A 15,290-nucleotide genomic window follows, 5' to 3' on the forward strand; every position below is an offset into this window, starting at 1 on the left:
AAGTCTTTAAGGCAACCCTAGCGGGTCGCGTGTGTCGGGAAAAGGCGTGGGCTCCTTAACACGCGGCAGGGGCGAGTCAAAGGCTCCCCCAACGTAAATCGGCTCGGGCCGTTGCCGGTCCGGGCCGAGAAGCCTAGTCTGCTTGATGATTCACGGAGGCCCGATGATCACCACTCTCGATGACGCGATGAAACGGCTCGAAAGCGCGCTCGGCTTCCTGGAGGCCTCCGTCTCCCGACGGCTGGAGGCCGAGAAAAGCCGGGGCGACCTGGAAACCGAGCTTCAGCTCATGCAGGACGACCGGGCCCGCCTGGCGGTGGAACTCGATGGTGCCTTGACCCGTCTCCATCGCTTCGAGGCGGCGACCGACGATGTGAGCCGGCGCGTGCGCCAGGCCATCGGCGAGGTTCAAGGCGTTCTGGCCCAGGCCGGGCAGTTCGAACGGGAAGAAGGTTGAGATGCCCCAGGTAACGGTATCGATCGCGGGTCGGGCCTATCGCATCGCTTGCGCCGAAGGCGAGGAACAGCATCTCGAAGGCCTTGCGGCTTCCTTCGATGCCAAGATCGAGGACATGCGCGCCGCCGTCGGCGAAATCGGCGACATGCGCTTGCACGTCATGGCAGCCATTACCCTGGCGGATGAGATGCACGAGACGAAGAAGCGGGTTTTGGCGCTCGAGGCCGAGCTGGCCGAGTTGAAATCCTTCGCTTCGGCCGGGGACGAACGCACCCAGCTCATTGAGGCGCGCGTCGCGGAGAGCGTCCAGAAGGCGGCGGAGCGCATCGAGCGGCTGGCGAGGAGCCTGAACGCGCCGGTGCAGGAGTCGTGATTTTTGGCCGCGGTCTCCCGGGCGTCATTCCATAAGCGCTGAGGGCTCCGAGAAAAGTGTGTGGGGACTCGTTTCGCTCGTCCCTGTCAGTGGTTATGGATTACGGGCTTCGCTGTCGCGACCCCGGAATGACGGCGGAGGATGTTTCAGGCGAGGGGCAATTTTCCCCTTCCTTCGGCGACCCATCCTCACTACATAAGCAAGGCGGGGCTGCGGGGCGCGTTAGGAGTTCATTTCCCCGGGGCCTTAACGATCCTTAGGGAGCTGTCCCTACCCGGTCCGTGGACCGGGATACACGGCGCCCACCTACTTATGTAGGTTCCCGGGATCGCTACTCCGACGGCTTTTGTGGCTCCGCACTTTTATGACATCGCTTCCCCTTCCCGAGTTCAAGAACAGGCTTCGCCGCGAGGCTTTCGCTCGCCGCGACGCTCTCGATGAGGCGTTCCGCCATCAGGCGTCGCAGCGCATCGCCGAGCTGGCTTTGGGGTTTCACAACCTTGAGAACGTCACCCCGGTCGGCGGCTATTGGCCGATCCGCAGCGAGGTCGATCCGCGTCCGCTGATGGAGGCGCTCGTCTCTCGCGGGCAGAACGTGGCTCTTTCCCAAGTCATCCATCCGCATATGACGTTCAGGCTCTGGCAGCCGGGCGACGTGCTGGTGCCCGGCGGCTTCGGTGTGCAGGAGCCGGGCCCCGACGCGCCCGAGGCCGTGCCCGTGGCCCTCCTCGTCCCGCTTCTCGCCTTCGACCGGCGCGGCGGGCGCATCGGCTACGGCAAGGGCCATTTCGACCGCGCCATCGCGGCGCTTGAACAACGCCACCGCATCTTGACCATCGGCCTGGCTTATGCGGTTCAGGAGATCGATCAGGTGCCGGTCGAGCCTCACGACCGCCCGCTCGACGCCGTCATCACCGAAGCCGAACTCGTTCGGACCGAGCCCTATTAAGGATCCTCCATGCGCCTTCTCTTCCTCGGCGATATCGTCGGACGCCCCGGCCGCAATGCGGTGATCGAACGCCTGCCAGCTTTGCGCGACCGCTGGCAGCTCGATTGTGTCGTCATCAACGGCGAGAACGCAGCGGGTGGGTTCGGCATCAACGAGGCTATCTGCGACGAGCTCATCACGGCGGGCGCGGATGCCGTCACACTCGGCAACCACTCCTGGGATCAGCGCGAAACGCTCGTCTTCATCGAGCGCGAGCCCCGGCTCCTGCGCCCGGTGAATTACCCGCCCGGCACGCCGGGACGCGGCGCGAATCTCATCGATACGCCTTCCGGCAAGCGGGTCCTCGTCGTCAATGTCATGGGCCGCCTCTTCATGGACGCCCTCGACGACCCCTTCGCCGCCGTCGACCGCGAGATCGATTCCTGCCCCCTGGGGCAGGTGGCGGATGCCATCATTGTGGACATGCATGCGGAGGCGACCAGCGAGAAGGAGGCCCTCGGCCACCATCTCGACGGGCGCGTGAGCCTTGTGGTGGGCACCCACACCCATGTGCCGACCGCCGATCACCGGGTTCTCTCCGGGGGCACGGCCTACATGTCGGATGCGGGCATGTGCGGCGATTACGATACGGTGCTCGGCATGCAGAAGGAGGAATCGATCCGACGCTTCCTCCAGAAGACGCCGGGTCCCCGCATGGAGCCGGGGCTCGGCGAGGGCACTCTCTCCGGGCTCGCGGTCGAGACCGACGACCGGACCGGCCTTGCGATCCGGGTGGCGGCTTTGCGGCTCGGGCCGCATCTTGAGGAATCCTGGCCCCGGTTCTGGGACTGAAAGCCGGCTCGCTCGCTGGCTCGCTCTTGGCGCAGGGTGAGCCTGTGCCCATCTGTCCCCTCAACGGAGGCGGCAGGTGGACGCGGACAATCGGCAACATTTTGAGACCGACGAGGGCAACGCCCTTCACGCGGCGGTCGCCCATAAAAGCGCGTCCGCTGTCCTGCGTGCCGTCATCGATACGGCCGAAGGAGACACCATCACCATCGGGCGGATCATCGAGGCCTTCGGCGAACGTACCTTCGGCTTCGTGCTGATCCTCTTCAGCCTGCCAAACTGCCTTCCCGTCCCTGGGATCGCGGCCGTCGTCGGATTGCCCGTGCTGATCTTCGGCATCCAGATGATGCTGGGGCAGCATCGACCTTGGCTGCCGGGCATTATTCTGCGCCGATCCGTCTCCGTGGTGACCTTCAAGAAGGTCATCGACATGGCCGAGCCCAGGCTCAGGAAGCTCGAAAGCTTTTGCCGCCCCCGGCTGCCCTGGCTCTTCGGCGCTCTTGGCGACCGCATGGTTGGGTTTTTCGCCGTGCTGGTGGCGATTTCGGTGCTCATTCCCTTTCCCGGCACCAATTTCCCACCTTCCATCGCGCTCGTCATCGCCTCCATCGCGATCATGGAGGAAGACGGCTATTGGCTGATCGTCGGCTATCTCATCGGTCTTGCGGGGCTTGCCTATACTGCAACCGTGCTCGGAGCCTCCTACCACCTGATCCGGGCGGGGCTGTCGGGCTGGTTCGGGATCTGAAACCTTAAGCGCGGTCAATATTACGCCGGGGGCTTTCCCTTTGGCGTAACACCGTTTTATAAGCCGGGTATCGTCAACATCCGCGGCCTGACGGGCCCTTTGAACGCCCTCGGTCGCGAACGCGGAGGCCCCATGGCCGGACATTCCCAGTTTAAGAACATTATGCACCGCAAGGGTAAGGTGGATGCGGTGCGCTCCAAGGTTTTCTCCAAGCTGGCGCGCGAAATCACGGTCGCGGCCAAGATGGGCATGCCCGATCCCAACATGAACCCGCGCCTGCGCGCCGCCATCCTCGCGGCCCGCGCGGAGAACATGCCCAAGGACAATATCCAGCGCGCCATCAACAAGGCGGTCGGCGGCGAGGGCGAGAACTACGAAGAGATCCGCTACGAGGGCTACGGCCCCGGGGGCGCTGCGATCATCGTCGAGGCCATGACCGACAACCGCAACCGCACGGCCTCCGACATCCGCTCGTATTTCACCAAGAGCGGCGGCAACCTCGCTGAAACCGGCGCGGTTTCCTTCATGTTCGACCGGGTCGGCCTGGTGGAGTTCGGACCGGATGTCGGCGACGCCGACGCGGTGCTCGAAGGCGCCATTGATGCCGGCGCGGAAGACGTCGTGTCCTCCGAGCACGGTCACGAGATCTATTGCGAGCAGACCTCGCTGAACGAGGTCACGAAAGCGCTCGAAGAGAAGTTCGGCGAGCCCAAGGCCTCCAAGCTCGTCTGGAAGCCCCAGACCCCGGTTGCGGTCGATGACGAGACCGGCGAAAAGCTGATGAAGCTCATGGAGACGCTGGAAGAGCACGACGACGTGCAGAGCGTCTATGGCAATTTCGAGCTTTCCGAAGCGCTGATGCAGAAGATGGCGGGCTGACGCCTGTCGTCATGGCCGGACCTGTTCCGGCCATCCACGCCTTAGGGCGGAAAAGACGTGGATGCCCGGGACGACCCCCGGGCATTACGGTGGAGAGCAGGCCTTGTCTGAACGCATCCGCATCCTCGGCCTCGACCCCGGCCTGCGAAACACCGGCTGGGGAATCATCACCATCGAAGGCACGAAGCTTTCCTATGTCGCCTGCGGGGTCGTCACCTCGGACGGCGACCTCGCGCTCGCGCTGAGGCTCAAGCAGCTCCACGACAAGTTGACCGAAGTGGTGACCACCTGGACGCCCGACGAGGTCGCGGTGGAGGAAACCTTCGTCAACAAGGATGCGCAGGCGACCCTCAAGCTCGGTCAGGCGCGCGCCATGTCGCTCCTCGTTCCTGCCCTGCACGGATTGCCGGTGGCCGAATATGGCGCGAACCAGGTCAAGAAGACCGTGGTCGGCGTCGGCCATGCGGAGAAAAACCAGGTTCTGGCCATGGTGAAGGTGCTTCTGCCCAAGGCCGACCCGAAAAAGGCCGACGCCGCCGATGCGCTCGCCATCGCCATCGCCCACGCCCATCACCGTAAAGCGCGTGCTTTGGTGGCCAAGCTTTAGGTGTTACAGAGCAGCTGAAGTCATTCTGGAATCACACGATAGCTCCGCGCCTTTACCTCTCCCCGGCGGGGGAGAGGTCGAGCGAAGCGAGGGTGAGGGCTTGAGATTTCTCCGGAGAGTGCAAACCCCTCACCCGGACCTCACGGTCCGACCTCTCCCTCGAGGGAGAGGTGAAAGGGTAGTGCCCGGGATGACGGTAGCGGGGGAGACATCGGCTTGATCGGCAAACTCAAGGGCATCATCGATGCCTATGGCGAGGATTTCGTGGTCGTCGACGTCCAGGGCGTCGGCTATGTGGTCCATTGCTCCTCGCGTACGCTGCAGAACCTGCCCCCGGCCGGCGAGGCTGCCTCGCTGTCCATCGAGACCCATGTCCGCGAGGACATGATCCGCCTGTTCGGCTTCCGCTCGGACGCCGAGCGCGAATGGTTCCGCCTGCTCCAGAGCGTGCAGGGCGTCGGCGCGAAGGTGGCGCTCGGCATCCTCTCCGTGCTCGATCCCGGAAGCCTCGGCACCGCGCTTGCGACCGGAGACAAGGCGGCCGTCGCGCGCAGCCCCGGCGTCGGGCCGAAGCTCGCGCAGCGCATCGTGTCCGAATTGAAGGACAAGGTTCCCGCCTTCTCCGGCATCGACCCGGCCCTTATCCGCCTGTCGGATTCCGTCGAGGACAGAACCGCACCCTTGCCGGTTTCCGATGCCATCTCGGCTCTGGTCAATCTCGGCTATCCCCAAGCCCAAGCCTCCGCCGCCATCGCCGCCGCCTTGAAGCAGGCCGGCGAAGCGCCCGAGGCGAAGACGCTGATCAGGCTGGGCTTGAAGGAATTGGCGCGCTAGCGCATTTTCGCCGTTTGAAAGGTAAGATTTTTTGACCAACTCACGCAGCGGCCTGCTTGCCCCCGAAAAGCGCGAGGACGATCTCGAGACGTCGCTGCGACCGCTGGCGCTTGACGATTTCACCGGGCAGAAGGCCGCGCGGGCGAATTTGCAGGTCTTCATCAATGCCGCGAAGACGCGGGGCGATGCGCTCGACCATGTGCTCTTCGTCGGCCCGCCGGGTCTCGGCAAGACCACGCTGGCGCAGATCGTGGCGCGCGAACTCGGCGTGAATTTCCGCTCGACCTCGGGCCCGGTGATCGCGAAGGCGGGTGATCTCGCTGCGCAGCTCACGAATCTGGAAGAGCGTGATGTGCTCTTCATCGACGAGATTCACCGCCTCAACCCAGCGGTGGAGGAAATTCTCTATCCTGCGATGGAGGATTATCAGCTCGATCTCATCATCGGCGAAGGCCCTGCGGCGCGCTCGGTGAAGATCGAGTTGCCGAAATTCACGCTTGTCGGTGCCACCACCCGCGCGGGCCTTCTCACTACGCCGCTACGCGACCGTTTCGGCATTCCGATCCGGCTCGAATTCTACACCGTCGAGGAACTCGAACTGATCGTGCGGCGCGGCGCGCGGGTGCACGGCATCGGCATGAGCGAGGACGGCGCGAACGAGATCGCCCGCCGTTCGCGCGGCACGCCGCGCATCGCGGGTCGCTTGCTGCGCCGCGTGCGCGACTTCGCCATCGTCGAGGGCGCGGCCACCATCAGCCGCGAACTCGCGGACAATGCGCTGCGTCTCCTCGACGTCGATCCCATCGGCCTCGACCTGATGGATCGCAAATACCTCACCACCATCGCGCTCTCCTTCGGCGGCGGCCCGGTCGGCATCGAGACCATCGCTGCGGCGCTCTCGGAGCCGCGCGACGCGATCGAGGAGATCATCGAGCCCTACCTGATCCAGAAGGGCTTCGTGCAGCGCACCCCGCGCGGCCGCATCCTCACGCCCCACGCCTTCCGCCATCTCGGCATGCCCGAGCCCACCCGCGAGACCGCGCAATTTGGGTTGTTCGGAGGCGATGAGGATGCGTGACGAAACCTCACGTGGGGCAGGAGAGCAGGCCGGCGCTTGGCCGCACCTGTCCGGTGCCCTGAAGGACGGCGCGCACGTTCTCCCTATCCGCGTCTATTACGAGGACACGGATTTTTCGGCGCGCGTCTATCACGCGAGCTATCTGCGCTTCATGGAGCGCGGGCGCACGGAATTGTTGCGGGCCGTGGAGGTCGCGCAATCGGATCTCCACGCCGAGATGGGCGGGCTCGCCTTCGTGGTGCGCAAGATGATGATCGATTTTCGCGGCGCGGCGCTTATGGACGATGTGCTGACCATCGTCACGCGCCCGAAGGAAATGCGCGGCGCTTCGATGACGCTCGCTCAGGAAGTGCGTCGCGGCGATGATGTGCTGGTCTTTGCCGAGGTCACGGTTGCTGCGGTGCGGGGAGGGCGCGCGGTGCGCATTCCGGACGAATTGCGCGCCGCCCTGACGCCCTTGGGCGAGTAAGCGTTCACCTCACGCCTTGTCGAAGACCGGCGTGCCGATCTTGAACCATGCCTTGGCGATTTTCTCATCGGCGACCTCGTAGATCGCAATGACGTCGACACGGCCCGTCCCTTCCGGAAAAGTGCGGGTCACGACCTCCTGGTCAATAACGAGATTACCTAAGGTCATGCGCTTGACGAGCTGCCCGAACAGGTTGGGTTCCTTGAAGCGCGCCATGTGGCGTTCGCGGATCTGCGCTGCGCCGTTTGCAAGCAGCTCCGAGGGAAAAGCGAAATATTGAGCCTCTTCGGCCCAATGCGACATGAAGGCTTCGATATCGCGCGCGTTGTAGGCGTCGAGCTGCCGTTGCACGATCTCGCTGGGGTCCGCCGTCATTGTTTTCCCTCTTTTCGAGCCGGATGGTTCAGGGGCTGTGATTTAGCAGGCGCCTCTGGGAAATTCCAAATGAATCGCAGGCGATTACGGGCCCCGCAGGCGCGTTTAAACCAAGCTTTAACCTTACTCTGTGCTTAACAGGCAACGGACGGGAGAGATCCGCGTCTTGCTGCCTGAACGCCCTTATTTCGACAGATTCCGGGGCGAACGAGCATCATTACGCGAAAAGATTTTCCCAAACACATGCGGTGAGCCCTCCATGAGGGCTGCTCGAACAGAGCGAGGACGAGACAATGAATCCGGTTGATGTGGCCCAGGCCGCTCCTGTGGCCCACGACATGTCCCTCTTCGGCCTGTTCTGGCAGGCCCATCTTCTCGTCAAGCTCGTCATGCTGGGCCTGCTCGCAGCCTCCGTGTGGTGCTGGGCCATCATTGTCGACAAGACCCTGCTTTTCGCCCGCACCAAGCGCGCCATGAACCGTTTCGAGGATGTGTTCTGGTCGGGCCAGTCGCTCGAAGAGCTGTTTCGTTCGCTCCAGAGCCGACCGGCCACCGGCCTTTCCGCCGTGTTCGTCGCCGCCATGCGGGAATGGAAGCGCTCCTTCGAGGGCTCCGGCCGTTCGTTCCAGAGCCTGTCCCAGCGCATCGACAAGGTTTTGGACGTCACCATTCAGCGTGAGGTGGAACGGCTCGATTCCCGCCTGATGATTTTGGCCTCCATCGGTTCCGCCGGCCCCTATATCGGCCTCTTCGGCACGGTGGTCGGCATCATGAACTCGTTCACCTCGATCGCGGCGTCCAAGAACACGAGTCTTGCGGTCGTCGCACCAGGCATCGCGGAAGCGCTGTTCGCCACCGCCATCGGCCTCTTCGCGGCCATTCCGGCGGTGCTCGCGTACAACAAGCTGCAATCCGAAGTCGGCAAGCTGCAATCGCGGCTTGAGGGTTTCGCCGACGAGTTCTCCGCCATCCTCTCGCGCCAGATCGACGAGCGCATCGCGCTCGCGGCTTAAACGGGAGTCGGGGCGATGGCATCGGCAGGCATGGCAAGCGGTGGCGGCAGACGCCGCCGCAGGCGCGGGCGCAGCGGCGGCGCGATCAACGAGATCAACATGACGCCGTTCATCGACGTCACCCTCGTTCTGCTCATCATCTTCATGGTGGCCGCGCCGATGATGACTTCCGGCGTGCCCCTCGACCTGCCGCAGACGAAGGCCGCTCCGCTCAATTCGGATGCCAAGCCCGTGACGCTCTCGATTAAGGCGACGGGTCAGGTATTCCTCGGTGAGACCGAGGTGACCGACGAGGCCATCGTCGGCAAGCTCGCCGAAGTAGCGAAGCAGGGTTTTGACGAGCGCGTCTTCGTGCGCGGCGACAGACGAGTCGATTACGGACGCGTCGCGCAAGTGATGTCCATCGTGACCACGGCCGGTTACAAGCGCGTCGCGCTCGTGACCGAGACCGATCCGCGCTGAGCGGTCGGGTAGGGGACGAACGAAAGTGGCGTTGAAGCTCAAATTCAACACCTCGGAACCGGGCTTCTGGGTCTCGGGCGTCACGCATGCGGCGCTTCTGGGCCTTGCGATGGTCGGGCTTTCGTCGTTCCACAAATTCCCCGAGGCGGAAGAAGGCATCCCGGTCGAGATATTCACCGAAAACCAGGTCTCGCAGATCACCAAGGGCGAGAAGACCGCCAAGGATGTGCAGCCGACGCCGAAGCCGCGCGCCGACCGCGTGGCCGACAAGACCGAGCTGCGCGATCCGGGCGAGGAGAAACGCGACACGCCCGCGCCGCCGAAGCGTCCCGAAGAGATGAAGGTGGCGGACAAGGAAGAGCCGGTCGCAAGCCAGCCCCCGCTGCCCACGCCGCCTCCTAAGCCCGCCGAAGTGAAGGCGCAGGAAGACGAGAAGAAGTTGATCGAGAAGGCCGAGGCCGAAGCCATCGAGGAGGCCAAGGCGGCCGCTGCGAAGGCGAAGGCCGAAGCCGAGGCCCAGGCGAAAGCCAAGGCCGAAGCGGACGCCAAGGCGAAAGCCAAGGCGGAGGCCGATGCGAAGGCCAAAGCGGATGCCGAGGCCAAGAAGCTCGCGGACGCGAAGGCGAAGGCCGATGCCGAGGCGAAGGTCCGCAAGGATGCCGAGGTCGCCAAGAAACTCGATCTGGCGGATATCAAGCAGCTTCTCCAGAACAAGGAGAAGAACCAGTCGACGGGCGCTTCGGCAAATGAGATCCAGAAGACTCCTTCGCTTGGTACCCAGACGGGTTCCGCGGCCAAACTCAATCCGAGCCAGAGGGATTCCCTGATCGGGATTCTGACCGAACAGATCCGCAAGTGCTACACGGTTCCCGTCAGTGCCTCGATCGGCAACCCGACGCTGCCTTATCTTGAGATCCGGCTCAATCCGGACGGCTCGTTGTCGGCTGATCCTGCCGTTCTGCGCGCTGGTCCTTCCTCTACCGATCGCGCGATTGCCGATGCCGCCCTGCGCGCGGTTCGCCGTTGCGCGCCCTATCGCCTGCCCGCTCAATTCGCGCCCTTCTACGCGGATTGGAAAACGCTCAACGTCGAATTCGATTTGTCCTGATCTGACGCCCACCTTGCTGAGACGCATCATCATGATTGCTCGCCTTGTCTCCCGTCTTCTCATCGCGCTGGCCGTCGCCATGCCGATGGCCGCACTTGCGCCCGCCGCTCATGCGCAACTCAGCTTTCGTGTCGGGCCGGGCGGTCAGTTCCAGCCCATGCCGATCGCGATTGCCGACTTCGCGGGTGAAGGAGATCTCGGACAGCGGGTTTCTGGCATCATCGCCAATAATCTGCAGCGCTCGGGCTACTTCGTTCCGCTCGACAAATCGCGCTTCCCCGAGCGCCCCGCGTTCGACGTCGCGCCGCGTTTCGATGCGTGGAAGATGGCAGGCGCACAGGCGCTCGTGACGGGGCGCGTGTCGCGCGACGCATCCGGCCGGCTGAAGGCGGAATTCCGTCTCTGGGACGTGGATAGCGGTCAGCAATTGACCGGCCAGCAATATGTCACCGATCCGAATTTCTGGCGTCGTGTAGGCCACATCATTTCGGACGCCGTTTACACCAAGGTCACGGGCTTTGGCGGCTTCTTCGACACGCGCATCGTCTTCGTCGATGAATCGGGCCCGAAGGAGAACCGCCGCAAGCGGCTTGCCATCATGGATCAGGATGGCGCCAATGTGCGCTTCCTGACGCAAGGCGACAGCCTCGTGGTGACACCGCGCTATTCGCCCGCGACTCAGGACGTGACCTTCATGTCGCAGGCTGAGGGCCAGCAGCCGCGCGTTCAGGTGATCAATCTCGAGAGCGGCTCGCGTCAGATCGTCGGCAACTTTCCCGACATGACCTCCTCGCCGCGGTTCGCGCCCGATGGGCAGCGCATCGTCATGAGCTTGCAGCAGGGCGGCAATGCCAACATCTTCATGATGAACTTAGGTTCGCAGGCCACTACGCGGCTGACCTCCACCGCCGCCATCGACACCTCACCGTCCTTCTCTCCCGATGGACGCGAGATCGTGTTCGAGAGCGATCGCGGCGGGCAGCAGCAGATCTACGCCATGGCCGCAGACGGTTCGAACCAGCGCCGCATTTCCTTCGGTGACGGCTCCTATTCGCAGCCGGCCTGGTCGCCGCGCGGCGACTACATCGCCTTCACCAAGCGGCGCGCGGGCGGGTTTTCCATCGGCATCATGAAGCCGGACGGTTCGGGCGAGCGCATCCTGACGGAAGGCTTCCACAACGAGAGCCCGACCTGGGCCCCGAACGGCCAGTACATCCTGTTCTTCCGCGATCCGGGCGGACAGGCCGGCGGCAAGATCTACATGGTCGACATCACCGGCCGCGTGGAACAGCCCGTGCCGACGCCGTCCTTCGCATCGGATCCGACCTGGTCGCCGCTGCTGAGCGAAACCAAGCAGTAACAGGGCTTCGGTGACATTAGGGGCACTCTTCAGGAGCGCCCCTTTCTTTTCGAGACGTCACACGCCGCGTGGGGCGGTGGTGTGGTGGCTCATGCGGTCGTGGTGGCTCTTCAGCTTGAACGCGAGGGCGATCAGGCTGATGCCGAAGACCAGGGCATAGGCCCCGAGCCACCAGGTCAGCACCACCGCGCCGATGAGCGGAGCGACCAGAAGCGCGATACCGAACAGCACCGACACGATGCCACTGAAGATCAGCCAGCCGCGGCCATATTCCCGATTGAGCTTGAAAGCGGCGGCGATCATCAAGACGCCGGTAATCAACGACCAGACGGCCATCAAGGTGATGAAGAACAGCACCGTCAGTCCGGGCCACATGAAAGCGATGACGCCGACTGCGATGTCAACGAGGCCTTCAAGGACCAGGAGGCCCCATCGCTGACTGGCGGAAGCCGCCCGGATGGCCGAGACGATGCCGAAGACGCCGTCGACCAGCATGTAGGCGGCAAAGACCCACACCAGGGATAGCAGCGTCACCCCCGGCATGAAGAAGGCGATGAGGGCAAAAATGATGGCGAAGACGCCCCGGAGGGCGAGAGCCCACCAGTTTTTCGCCAGTAATGAACTCATCGCCCCGGATTGCTCGAGGGGCGAAGAGGAGTTTGAAGTTCCGCTCACCATGGTCGTCTCCTTTGAGGGCACATACCTGCCCTTGCGGAAAGGCATATATTCAACGCTCAAGCGTGACGGCTGGTTTCCTTTGCTCCGCGAAAAACTCTGAGCTTCCTCGATTTTTCCAACCTTTGCCGCCGGATGCGCTGCGACCGCATCCATCACGACCCTTCAACGCACGAGACTGATTTTCGGCCCCCATCCGCGTTCCAGGGATCAATTCCTCTACGCCCTCAATCAGGCGGAGAAGCGCCACCTCTTTGCCGCATTCACGCTCGATTAACCCTAAGGCCAAGTTTCCCCGCCTGGCCGTGATTCACCCTTTTTCTCAACCCTCCATCAAGGTTGACGGAACCCTCCCTTAACTCTCGCTCGATATAGACAACACAACGTTCGGCAGACGTATGTGTAAGGAGTAATTGCCATGATGACGTTGCGCGCCGTCAAGTTCGCCGCTGCCATCGTCCTCGCCCTCGGGGCGGCGGCGTGTTCGTCCAATAAAGATGGCGCCGACGGGGCCGGTGGGTTCGGGGCAGGCGGCGCCGCGACGCCGGGCAGCGCCCAGGACTTCGTCGTCAATGTCGGCGACCGGGTGTTCTTCGAGACCGACCAGACGGATCTGACCCCCACCGCGACCGGGATCCTCGACAAGCAGGCCCAGTGGCTGACCCGCTATCCGAATTACACCTTCATCGTTGAAGGTCACGCGGACGAGCGCGGAACCCGCGAATACAACTTCTCGCTTTCGGCCCGCCGTGCCCAGAATGTGCGCGATTACCTGATTTCGCGTGGCATCCCCGGCTCGCGTTTCCGCACCGTGTCTTACGGCAAGGAGCGCCCGGTCGCGGTCTGCAACGACATCTCGTGCTGGTCTCAGAACCGTCGCGCCGTGACGGTTCTGGGAGGCGCGGGATCGTAAGGCCCTTTAAGGCCCTCGTCCCCGACGACACTTCGCCCCTCGGGATGAGGGCATGGGTTTATAAGCTTGCGCCGCCACGATCTCGCCGTGGTGGCGCATTTGTGTTATTGCACAGTCGGTTAGACCCCCGTTTAGACCTCCCACGGTACCCAAAATGTTCCGCCGCCTGATTGTCTATTTCGCTTTCGCCGCGGCCTTGGCCGCGCCTGCTGCCGCGCAGGACGCCGCCGACGCGATCGTGCGTCTCAACCGGCTCGAAAACCAGTTCCGGCAAATGTCCGGCCAGATAGAGCAGCTTCAATTCGAGAACCGCCAATTGAAGGAGCAGCTCCGCAAGTTCCAGGAGGATGTGGAGTTCCGCTTCCAGGAAAACCGCGGCGGCAAGGCTTCGCCCCCGGCCACGACACCGCCCCGCCCCGCGCAGCCGCAATTGCAGCGCCGGAGCGATGTCTTCGAACCATCCGAGACGCGTGAGGCTCCGGGCGGGCCGCGCCCGCTCGGCACCACGATGCCATCCGCGCCGTTGGCCGCCTCGAATGACGCGGGCCGCCCCCTCGCGCTACCGGGTGGTAAGCTTGCCGGCATCGGCGATCTGATCGAGGAGGACGAGGTGGCCGCGGGCACGGGTCCGCTCGACCTCAATGGCACGAACCGGGCAGCGGTGGTCCCGCAACCCCCTGGGGCTCCTGCCGGACGCCCCGGCCCCAGCGTGGCGGCGACCAGCGTCGGCGATCCGCGCTCGGACTACGAGACGGCCTATGCCTACCTCGCGCAGCAGCAATACGAGCAGGCCGAGATGGGCTTTCGCCGTTTCCTCCAGTCCAACCCGCGCGACAGGCTGGTGCCGGATGCGGCTTTCGGACTCGGCGAGACCTATCTCCAACGCAGCCGCTTCCGCGAAGCGGCAGAGCAATTCCTGAACGTCTCGACCGATCACCCCAACGCGGCCCGGGCTCCCGAGGCCCTCCTGAAGCTCGGCGTCGCGCTCAACGGGCTTGGAGCTCGCGACCGGGCTTGTGCCGTTTTCGCGGAGGTTGGCCGCAAATATCCCCAGGCTTCGAGCAATGTGCGCCAAGGCGCCGAGCGCGAACAGAAGCGCGCCAAGTGCACCTGAAACCATTTCCCTGACGCGTGACCGATCTTCCGCACCCAGGCTCCCTTTCATCCGGCGATACGCTGGATACGCTCTTTGCCCCCTTGCGACAGGCTGGCCGCATTCTGGTCGCCGTGTCCGGCGGGCCCGATTCGATCGCGCTGATGCATCTGCTCGCGCGCTGGAACCCCAACACGCCGCGTCCTTCCATCCTCATCGCCACCGTTGATCATCGCCTGCGATCCGAATCCGCCGATGAGGCCGCTTTCGTCGCCCGCGAGGCCGCTTCTCTTGGCTTTCCGCACCGGACGCTGACCTGGGACGGACCGAAGCCCGAAACCGGCCTGCAGGAAGCCGCGCGCGAGGCGCGCTATCGCCTGCTCATTCAATGCGCCCGCGAGGAGGGTGCGACTCATCTCCTCACCGCCCATACCCAGGACGACCAAGCCGAGACGGTTTTGATGCGCATGGCGCGAGGCTCCGGCCTCTCGGGCCTTGCCGGGATGCGGATGGACCGCGACCGCGACGGCATCCGTCACGTGCGGCCGCTGCTCGATTGTCCCAAGGAAATTCTTCTGAAGCTCTGCCGCACGGAGGGATGGCGCTTCGTCACCGATCCTTCCAATGCCAATGAGCGCTTCACCCGGGTGCGCTGGCGCAAGCTCATGCCTGCTCTCGCCGCCGAAGGGCTGACCGCGGATCGGCTCGCCCGTCTGGCGCGGAGGGTGGCGCAGGCGGAAGCCGCGCTCGACGCCAAGGCTCGCGAGATTTTTCTCAACGCGGAGCCGGTGTCCGACGGCAAAGGCTTGCACATGAAGGCAAAATTCCTCGCTGAGGAGCCTTTCGAAATTGCGCTCCGCATTCTGTCACAGGCGCTGTCCGAGGCCGGTCTTGGCCTGGACAACAGCCGCTTGCATCGGCTCGAATCCTGTACCCAACGGCTCCAGTCCGCCCTCGCTGCCGGAGTGGGGCTTCGCCTGACCATCGCCGGCGCGCTGGTCCAGCTCGATCGGGCCGGGACCCTCTCGATCCGGCCCGAGCCACCCCGCCGCCGGGGGCGTTAGCCAAT

At 64.0% G+C, this 15,290-nt stretch carries 19 protein-coding genes and 1 other RNA gene; 18 read left to right on the plus strand and 2 right to left on the minus strand.

The window, feature by feature from the left end; genetic code table 11:
* The first annotated feature begins 163 nt into the window (after nucleotides 1-163).
* The 11 genes from I2H38_RS15660 to ybgC all read left to right on the plus strand — a co-directional run bounded on the left by I2H38_RS15660 (nucleotide 164) and on the right by ybgC (nucleotide 7,222).
* Nucleotides 164-457, plus strand: coding sequence for a DUF4164 domain-containing protein (locus I2H38_RS15660; RefSeq protein ID WP_196272798.1), 294 nt, complete (start codon nucleotides 164-166; stop codon nucleotides 455-457).
* 1 nt (nucleotide 458) lies between these two features.
* Nucleotides 459-830, plus strand: coding sequence for a cell division protein ZapA (locus I2H38_RS15665; RefSeq protein WP_196272799.1), 372 nt, complete (start codon nucleotides 459-461; stop codon nucleotides 828-830).
* 204 nt (nucleotides 831-1,034) lie between these two features.
* Nucleotides 1,035-1,189: non-coding RNA, 6S RNA (gene ssrS, locus I2H38_RS15670), on the plus strand.
* 5 nt (nucleotides 1,190-1,194) lie between these two features.
* Nucleotides 1,195-1,779 (plus strand): 5-formyltetrahydrofolate cyclo-ligase, encoded by a 585-nt coding sequence (locus I2H38_RS15675; RefSeq protein WP_196272800.1) that lies wholly within the window; start codon nucleotides 1,195-1,197, stop codon nucleotides 1,777-1,779.
* Nucleotides 1,780-1,788: 9 nt separating this feature from the next.
* A complete protein-coding gene (locus I2H38_RS15680; protein ID WP_196272801.1) occupies nucleotides 1,789-2,610 on the plus strand; it encodes a TIGR00282 family metallophosphoesterase in 822 nt (273 codons plus the stop codon).
* Between the two features lie 76 nt (nucleotides 2,611-2,686).
* Entirely contained in the window at nucleotides 2,687-3,355 is a 669-nt protein-coding gene (locus I2H38_RS15685) for an exopolysaccharide biosynthesis protein (protein WP_196272802.1), read from the plus strand.
* A gap of 132 nt (nucleotides 3,356-3,487) precedes the next feature.
* Nucleotides 3,488-4,234 (plus strand): YebC/PmpR family DNA-binding transcriptional regulator, encoded by a 747-nt coding sequence (locus I2H38_RS15690; RefSeq protein WP_196272803.1) that lies wholly within the window; start codon nucleotides 3,488-3,490, stop codon nucleotides 4,232-4,234.
* Nucleotides 4,235-4,295: 61 nt separating this feature from the next.
* Entirely contained in the window at nucleotides 4,296-4,841 is a 546-nt protein-coding gene (gene ruvC, locus I2H38_RS15695; protein WP_407664087.1) for a crossover junction endodeoxyribonuclease RuvC, read from the plus strand.
* Nucleotides 4,842-5,057: 216 nt separating this feature from the next.
* Nucleotides 5,058-5,675, plus strand: a complete 618-nt coding sequence (gene ruvA / locus I2H38_RS15700; RefSeq protein WP_196272805.1) for a Holliday junction branch migration protein RuvA — start codon at nucleotides 5,058-5,060, stop codon at nucleotides 5,673-5,675.
* Between the two features lie 31 nt (nucleotides 5,676-5,706).
* Nucleotides 5,707-6,753 carry a Holliday junction branch migration DNA helicase RuvB gene (gene ruvB, locus I2H38_RS15705; protein WP_196272806.1) on the plus strand — a complete coding sequence of 349 codons (1,047 nt, stop codon included), beginning with the start codon at nucleotides 5,707-5,709 and terminating at the stop codon, nucleotides 6,751-6,753.
* Nucleotides 6,746-7,222, plus strand: coding sequence for a tol-pal system-associated acyl-CoA thioesterase (gene ybgC / locus I2H38_RS15710; RefSeq protein ID WP_196272807.1), 477 nt, complete (start codon nucleotides 6,746-6,748; stop codon nucleotides 7,220-7,222). The genes ruvB and ybgC overlap by 8 nt, the downstream gene beginning before the upstream one ends.
* 9 nt (nucleotides 7,223-7,231) lie before the next feature.
* On the opposite strand, the gene I2H38_RS15715 is transcribed toward ybgC, so the two are convergent.
* The gene (locus I2H38_RS15715; protein WP_196272808.1) at nucleotides 7,232-7,597 is read right to left on the minus strand and encodes a nuclear transport factor 2 family protein; all 366 of its coding nucleotides are present in this window, start codon (nucleotides 7,595-7,597) and stop codon (nucleotides 7,232-7,234) included.
* 293 nt (nucleotides 7,598-7,890) lie between these two features.
* On the opposite strand from I2H38_RS15715, the gene tolQ reads away from it, so the two are divergent.
* Genes tolQ through tolB form a run of 4 tightly spaced genes read left to right on the plus strand, consistent with a single transcriptional unit; the run spans nucleotide 7,891 to nucleotide 11,540 of the window.
* A complete protein-coding gene (tolQ, locus tag I2H38_RS15720; RefSeq protein WP_196272809.1) occupies nucleotides 7,891-8,610 on the plus strand; it encodes a protein TolQ in 720 nt (239 codons plus the stop codon).
* Between the two features lie 15 nt (nucleotides 8,611-8,625).
* Complete coding sequence (locus tag I2H38_RS15725) at nucleotides 8,626-9,072, plus strand: ExbD/TolR family protein (protein WP_196272810.1); 447 nt, start codon at nucleotides 8,626-8,628, stop codon at nucleotides 9,070-9,072.
* 25 nt (nucleotides 9,073-9,097) lie between these two features.
* Nucleotides 9,098-10,180 (plus strand): cell envelope integrity protein TolA, encoded by a 1,083-nt coding sequence (gene tolA, locus I2H38_RS15730; RefSeq protein WP_324617414.1) that lies wholly within the window; start codon nucleotides 9,098-9,100, stop codon nucleotides 10,178-10,180.
* A 31-nt stretch (nucleotides 10,181-10,211) separates the two neighbouring features.
* Complete coding sequence (tolB, locus tag I2H38_RS15735) at nucleotides 10,212-11,540, plus strand: Tol-Pal system beta propeller repeat protein TolB (RefSeq protein WP_196272812.1); 1,329 nt, start codon at nucleotides 10,212-10,214, stop codon at nucleotides 11,538-11,540.
* A gap of 57 nt (nucleotides 11,541-11,597) precedes the next feature.
* Here tolB and I2H38_RS15740 read toward each other — a convergent pair whose 3' ends face one another.
* The gene (locus I2H38_RS15740) at nucleotides 11,598-12,167 is read right to left on the minus strand and encodes an HdeD family acid-resistance protein (RefSeq protein WP_229426737.1); all 570 of its coding nucleotides are present in this window, start codon (nucleotides 12,165-12,167) and stop codon (nucleotides 11,598-11,600) included.
* Nucleotides 12,168-12,633: 466 nt separating this feature from the next.
* On the opposite strand from I2H38_RS15740, the gene pal reads away from it, so the two are divergent.
* The 3 genes from pal to tilS all read left to right on the plus strand — a co-directional run bounded on the left by pal (nucleotide 12,634) and on the right by tilS (nucleotide 15,285).
* Nucleotides 12,634-13,128 carry a peptidoglycan-associated lipoprotein Pal gene (gene pal / locus I2H38_RS15745; RefSeq protein ID WP_407664089.1) on the plus strand — a complete coding sequence of 165 codons (495 nt, stop codon included), beginning with the start codon at nucleotides 12,634-12,636 and terminating at the stop codon, nucleotides 13,126-13,128.
* 154 nt (nucleotides 13,129-13,282) lie between these two features.
* On the plus strand, nucleotides 13,283-14,242 hold the full coding sequence (gene ybgF, locus I2H38_RS15750) for a tol-pal system protein YbgF (protein WP_196272814.1): 960 nt from the start codon (nucleotides 13,283-13,285) through the stop codon (nucleotides 14,240-14,242).
* Nucleotides 14,243-14,259: 17 nt separating this feature from the next.
* The gene (gene tilS / locus I2H38_RS15755; RefSeq protein ID WP_324617415.1) at nucleotides 14,260-15,285 is read left to right on the plus strand and encodes a tRNA lysidine(34) synthetase TilS; all 1,026 of its coding nucleotides are present in this window, start codon (nucleotides 14,260-14,262) and stop codon (nucleotides 15,283-15,285) included.
* The last annotated feature ends 5 nt before the right edge of the window (nucleotides 15,286-15,290 follow it).

Source organism: Microvirga alba (assembly GCF_015694465.1).
Classification (GTDB): Bacteria; Pseudomonadota; Alphaproteobacteria; order Rhizobiales; family Beijerinckiaceae; genus Microvirga; species Microvirga alba.

Bases quoted from the DNA above. Each gene is read 5' to 3' on its own strand.
- I2H38_RS15660 (WP_196272798.1), top strand. From the start codon at position 164: ATGATCACCACTCTCGATGACGCGATGAAACGGCTCGAAAGCGCGCTC.
- I2H38_RS15665 (WP_196272799.1), top strand. From the start codon at position 459: ATGCCCCAGGTAACGGTATCGATCGCGGGTCGGGCCTATCGCATCGCT.
- I2H38_RS15675 (WP_196272800.1), top strand. From the start codon at position 1,195: ATGACATCGCTTCCCCTTCCCGAGTTCAAGAACAGGCTTCGCCGCGAG.
- I2H38_RS15680 (WP_196272801.1), top strand. From the start codon at position 1,789: ATGCGCCTTCTCTTCCTCGGCGATATCGTCGGACGCCCCGGCCGCAAT.
- I2H38_RS15690 (WP_196272803.1), top strand. From the start codon at position 3,488: ATGGCCGGACATTCCCAGTTTAAGAACATTATGCACCGCAAGGGTAAG.
- ruvC (WP_407664087.1), top strand. From the start codon at position 4,296: ATGCCCGGGACGACCCCCGGGCATTACGGTGGAGAGCAGGCCTTGTCT.
- ybgC (WP_196272807.1), top strand. From the start codon at position 6,746: ATGCGTGACGAAACCTCACGTGGGGCAGGAGAGCAGGCCGGCGCTTGG.
- I2H38_RS15715 (WP_196272808.1), bottom strand. From the start codon at position 7,597: ATGACGGCGGACCCCAGCGAGATCGTGCAACGGCAGCTCGACGCCTAC.
- tolQ (WP_196272809.1), top strand. From the start codon at position 7,891: ATGAATCCGGTTGATGTGGCCCAGGCCGCTCCTGTGGCCCACGACATG.
- I2H38_RS15725 (WP_196272810.1), top strand. From the start codon at position 8,626: ATGGCATCGGCAGGCATGGCAAGCGGTGGCGGCAGACGCCGCCGCAGG.
- tolB (WP_196272812.1), top strand. From the start codon at position 10,212: ATGATTGCTCGCCTTGTCTCCCGTCTTCTCATCGCGCTGGCCGTCGCC.
- I2H38_RS15740 (WP_229426737.1), bottom strand. From the start codon at position 12,167: ATGAGTTCATTACTGGCGAAAAACTGGTGGGCTCTCGCCCTCCGGGGC.
- pal (WP_407664089.1), top strand. From the start codon at position 12,634: ATGATGACGTTGCGCGCCGTCAAGTTCGCCGCTGCCATCGTCCTCGCC.
- ybgF (WP_196272814.1), top strand. From the start codon at position 13,283: ATGTTCCGCCGCCTGATTGTCTATTTCGCTTTCGCCGCGGCCTTGGCC.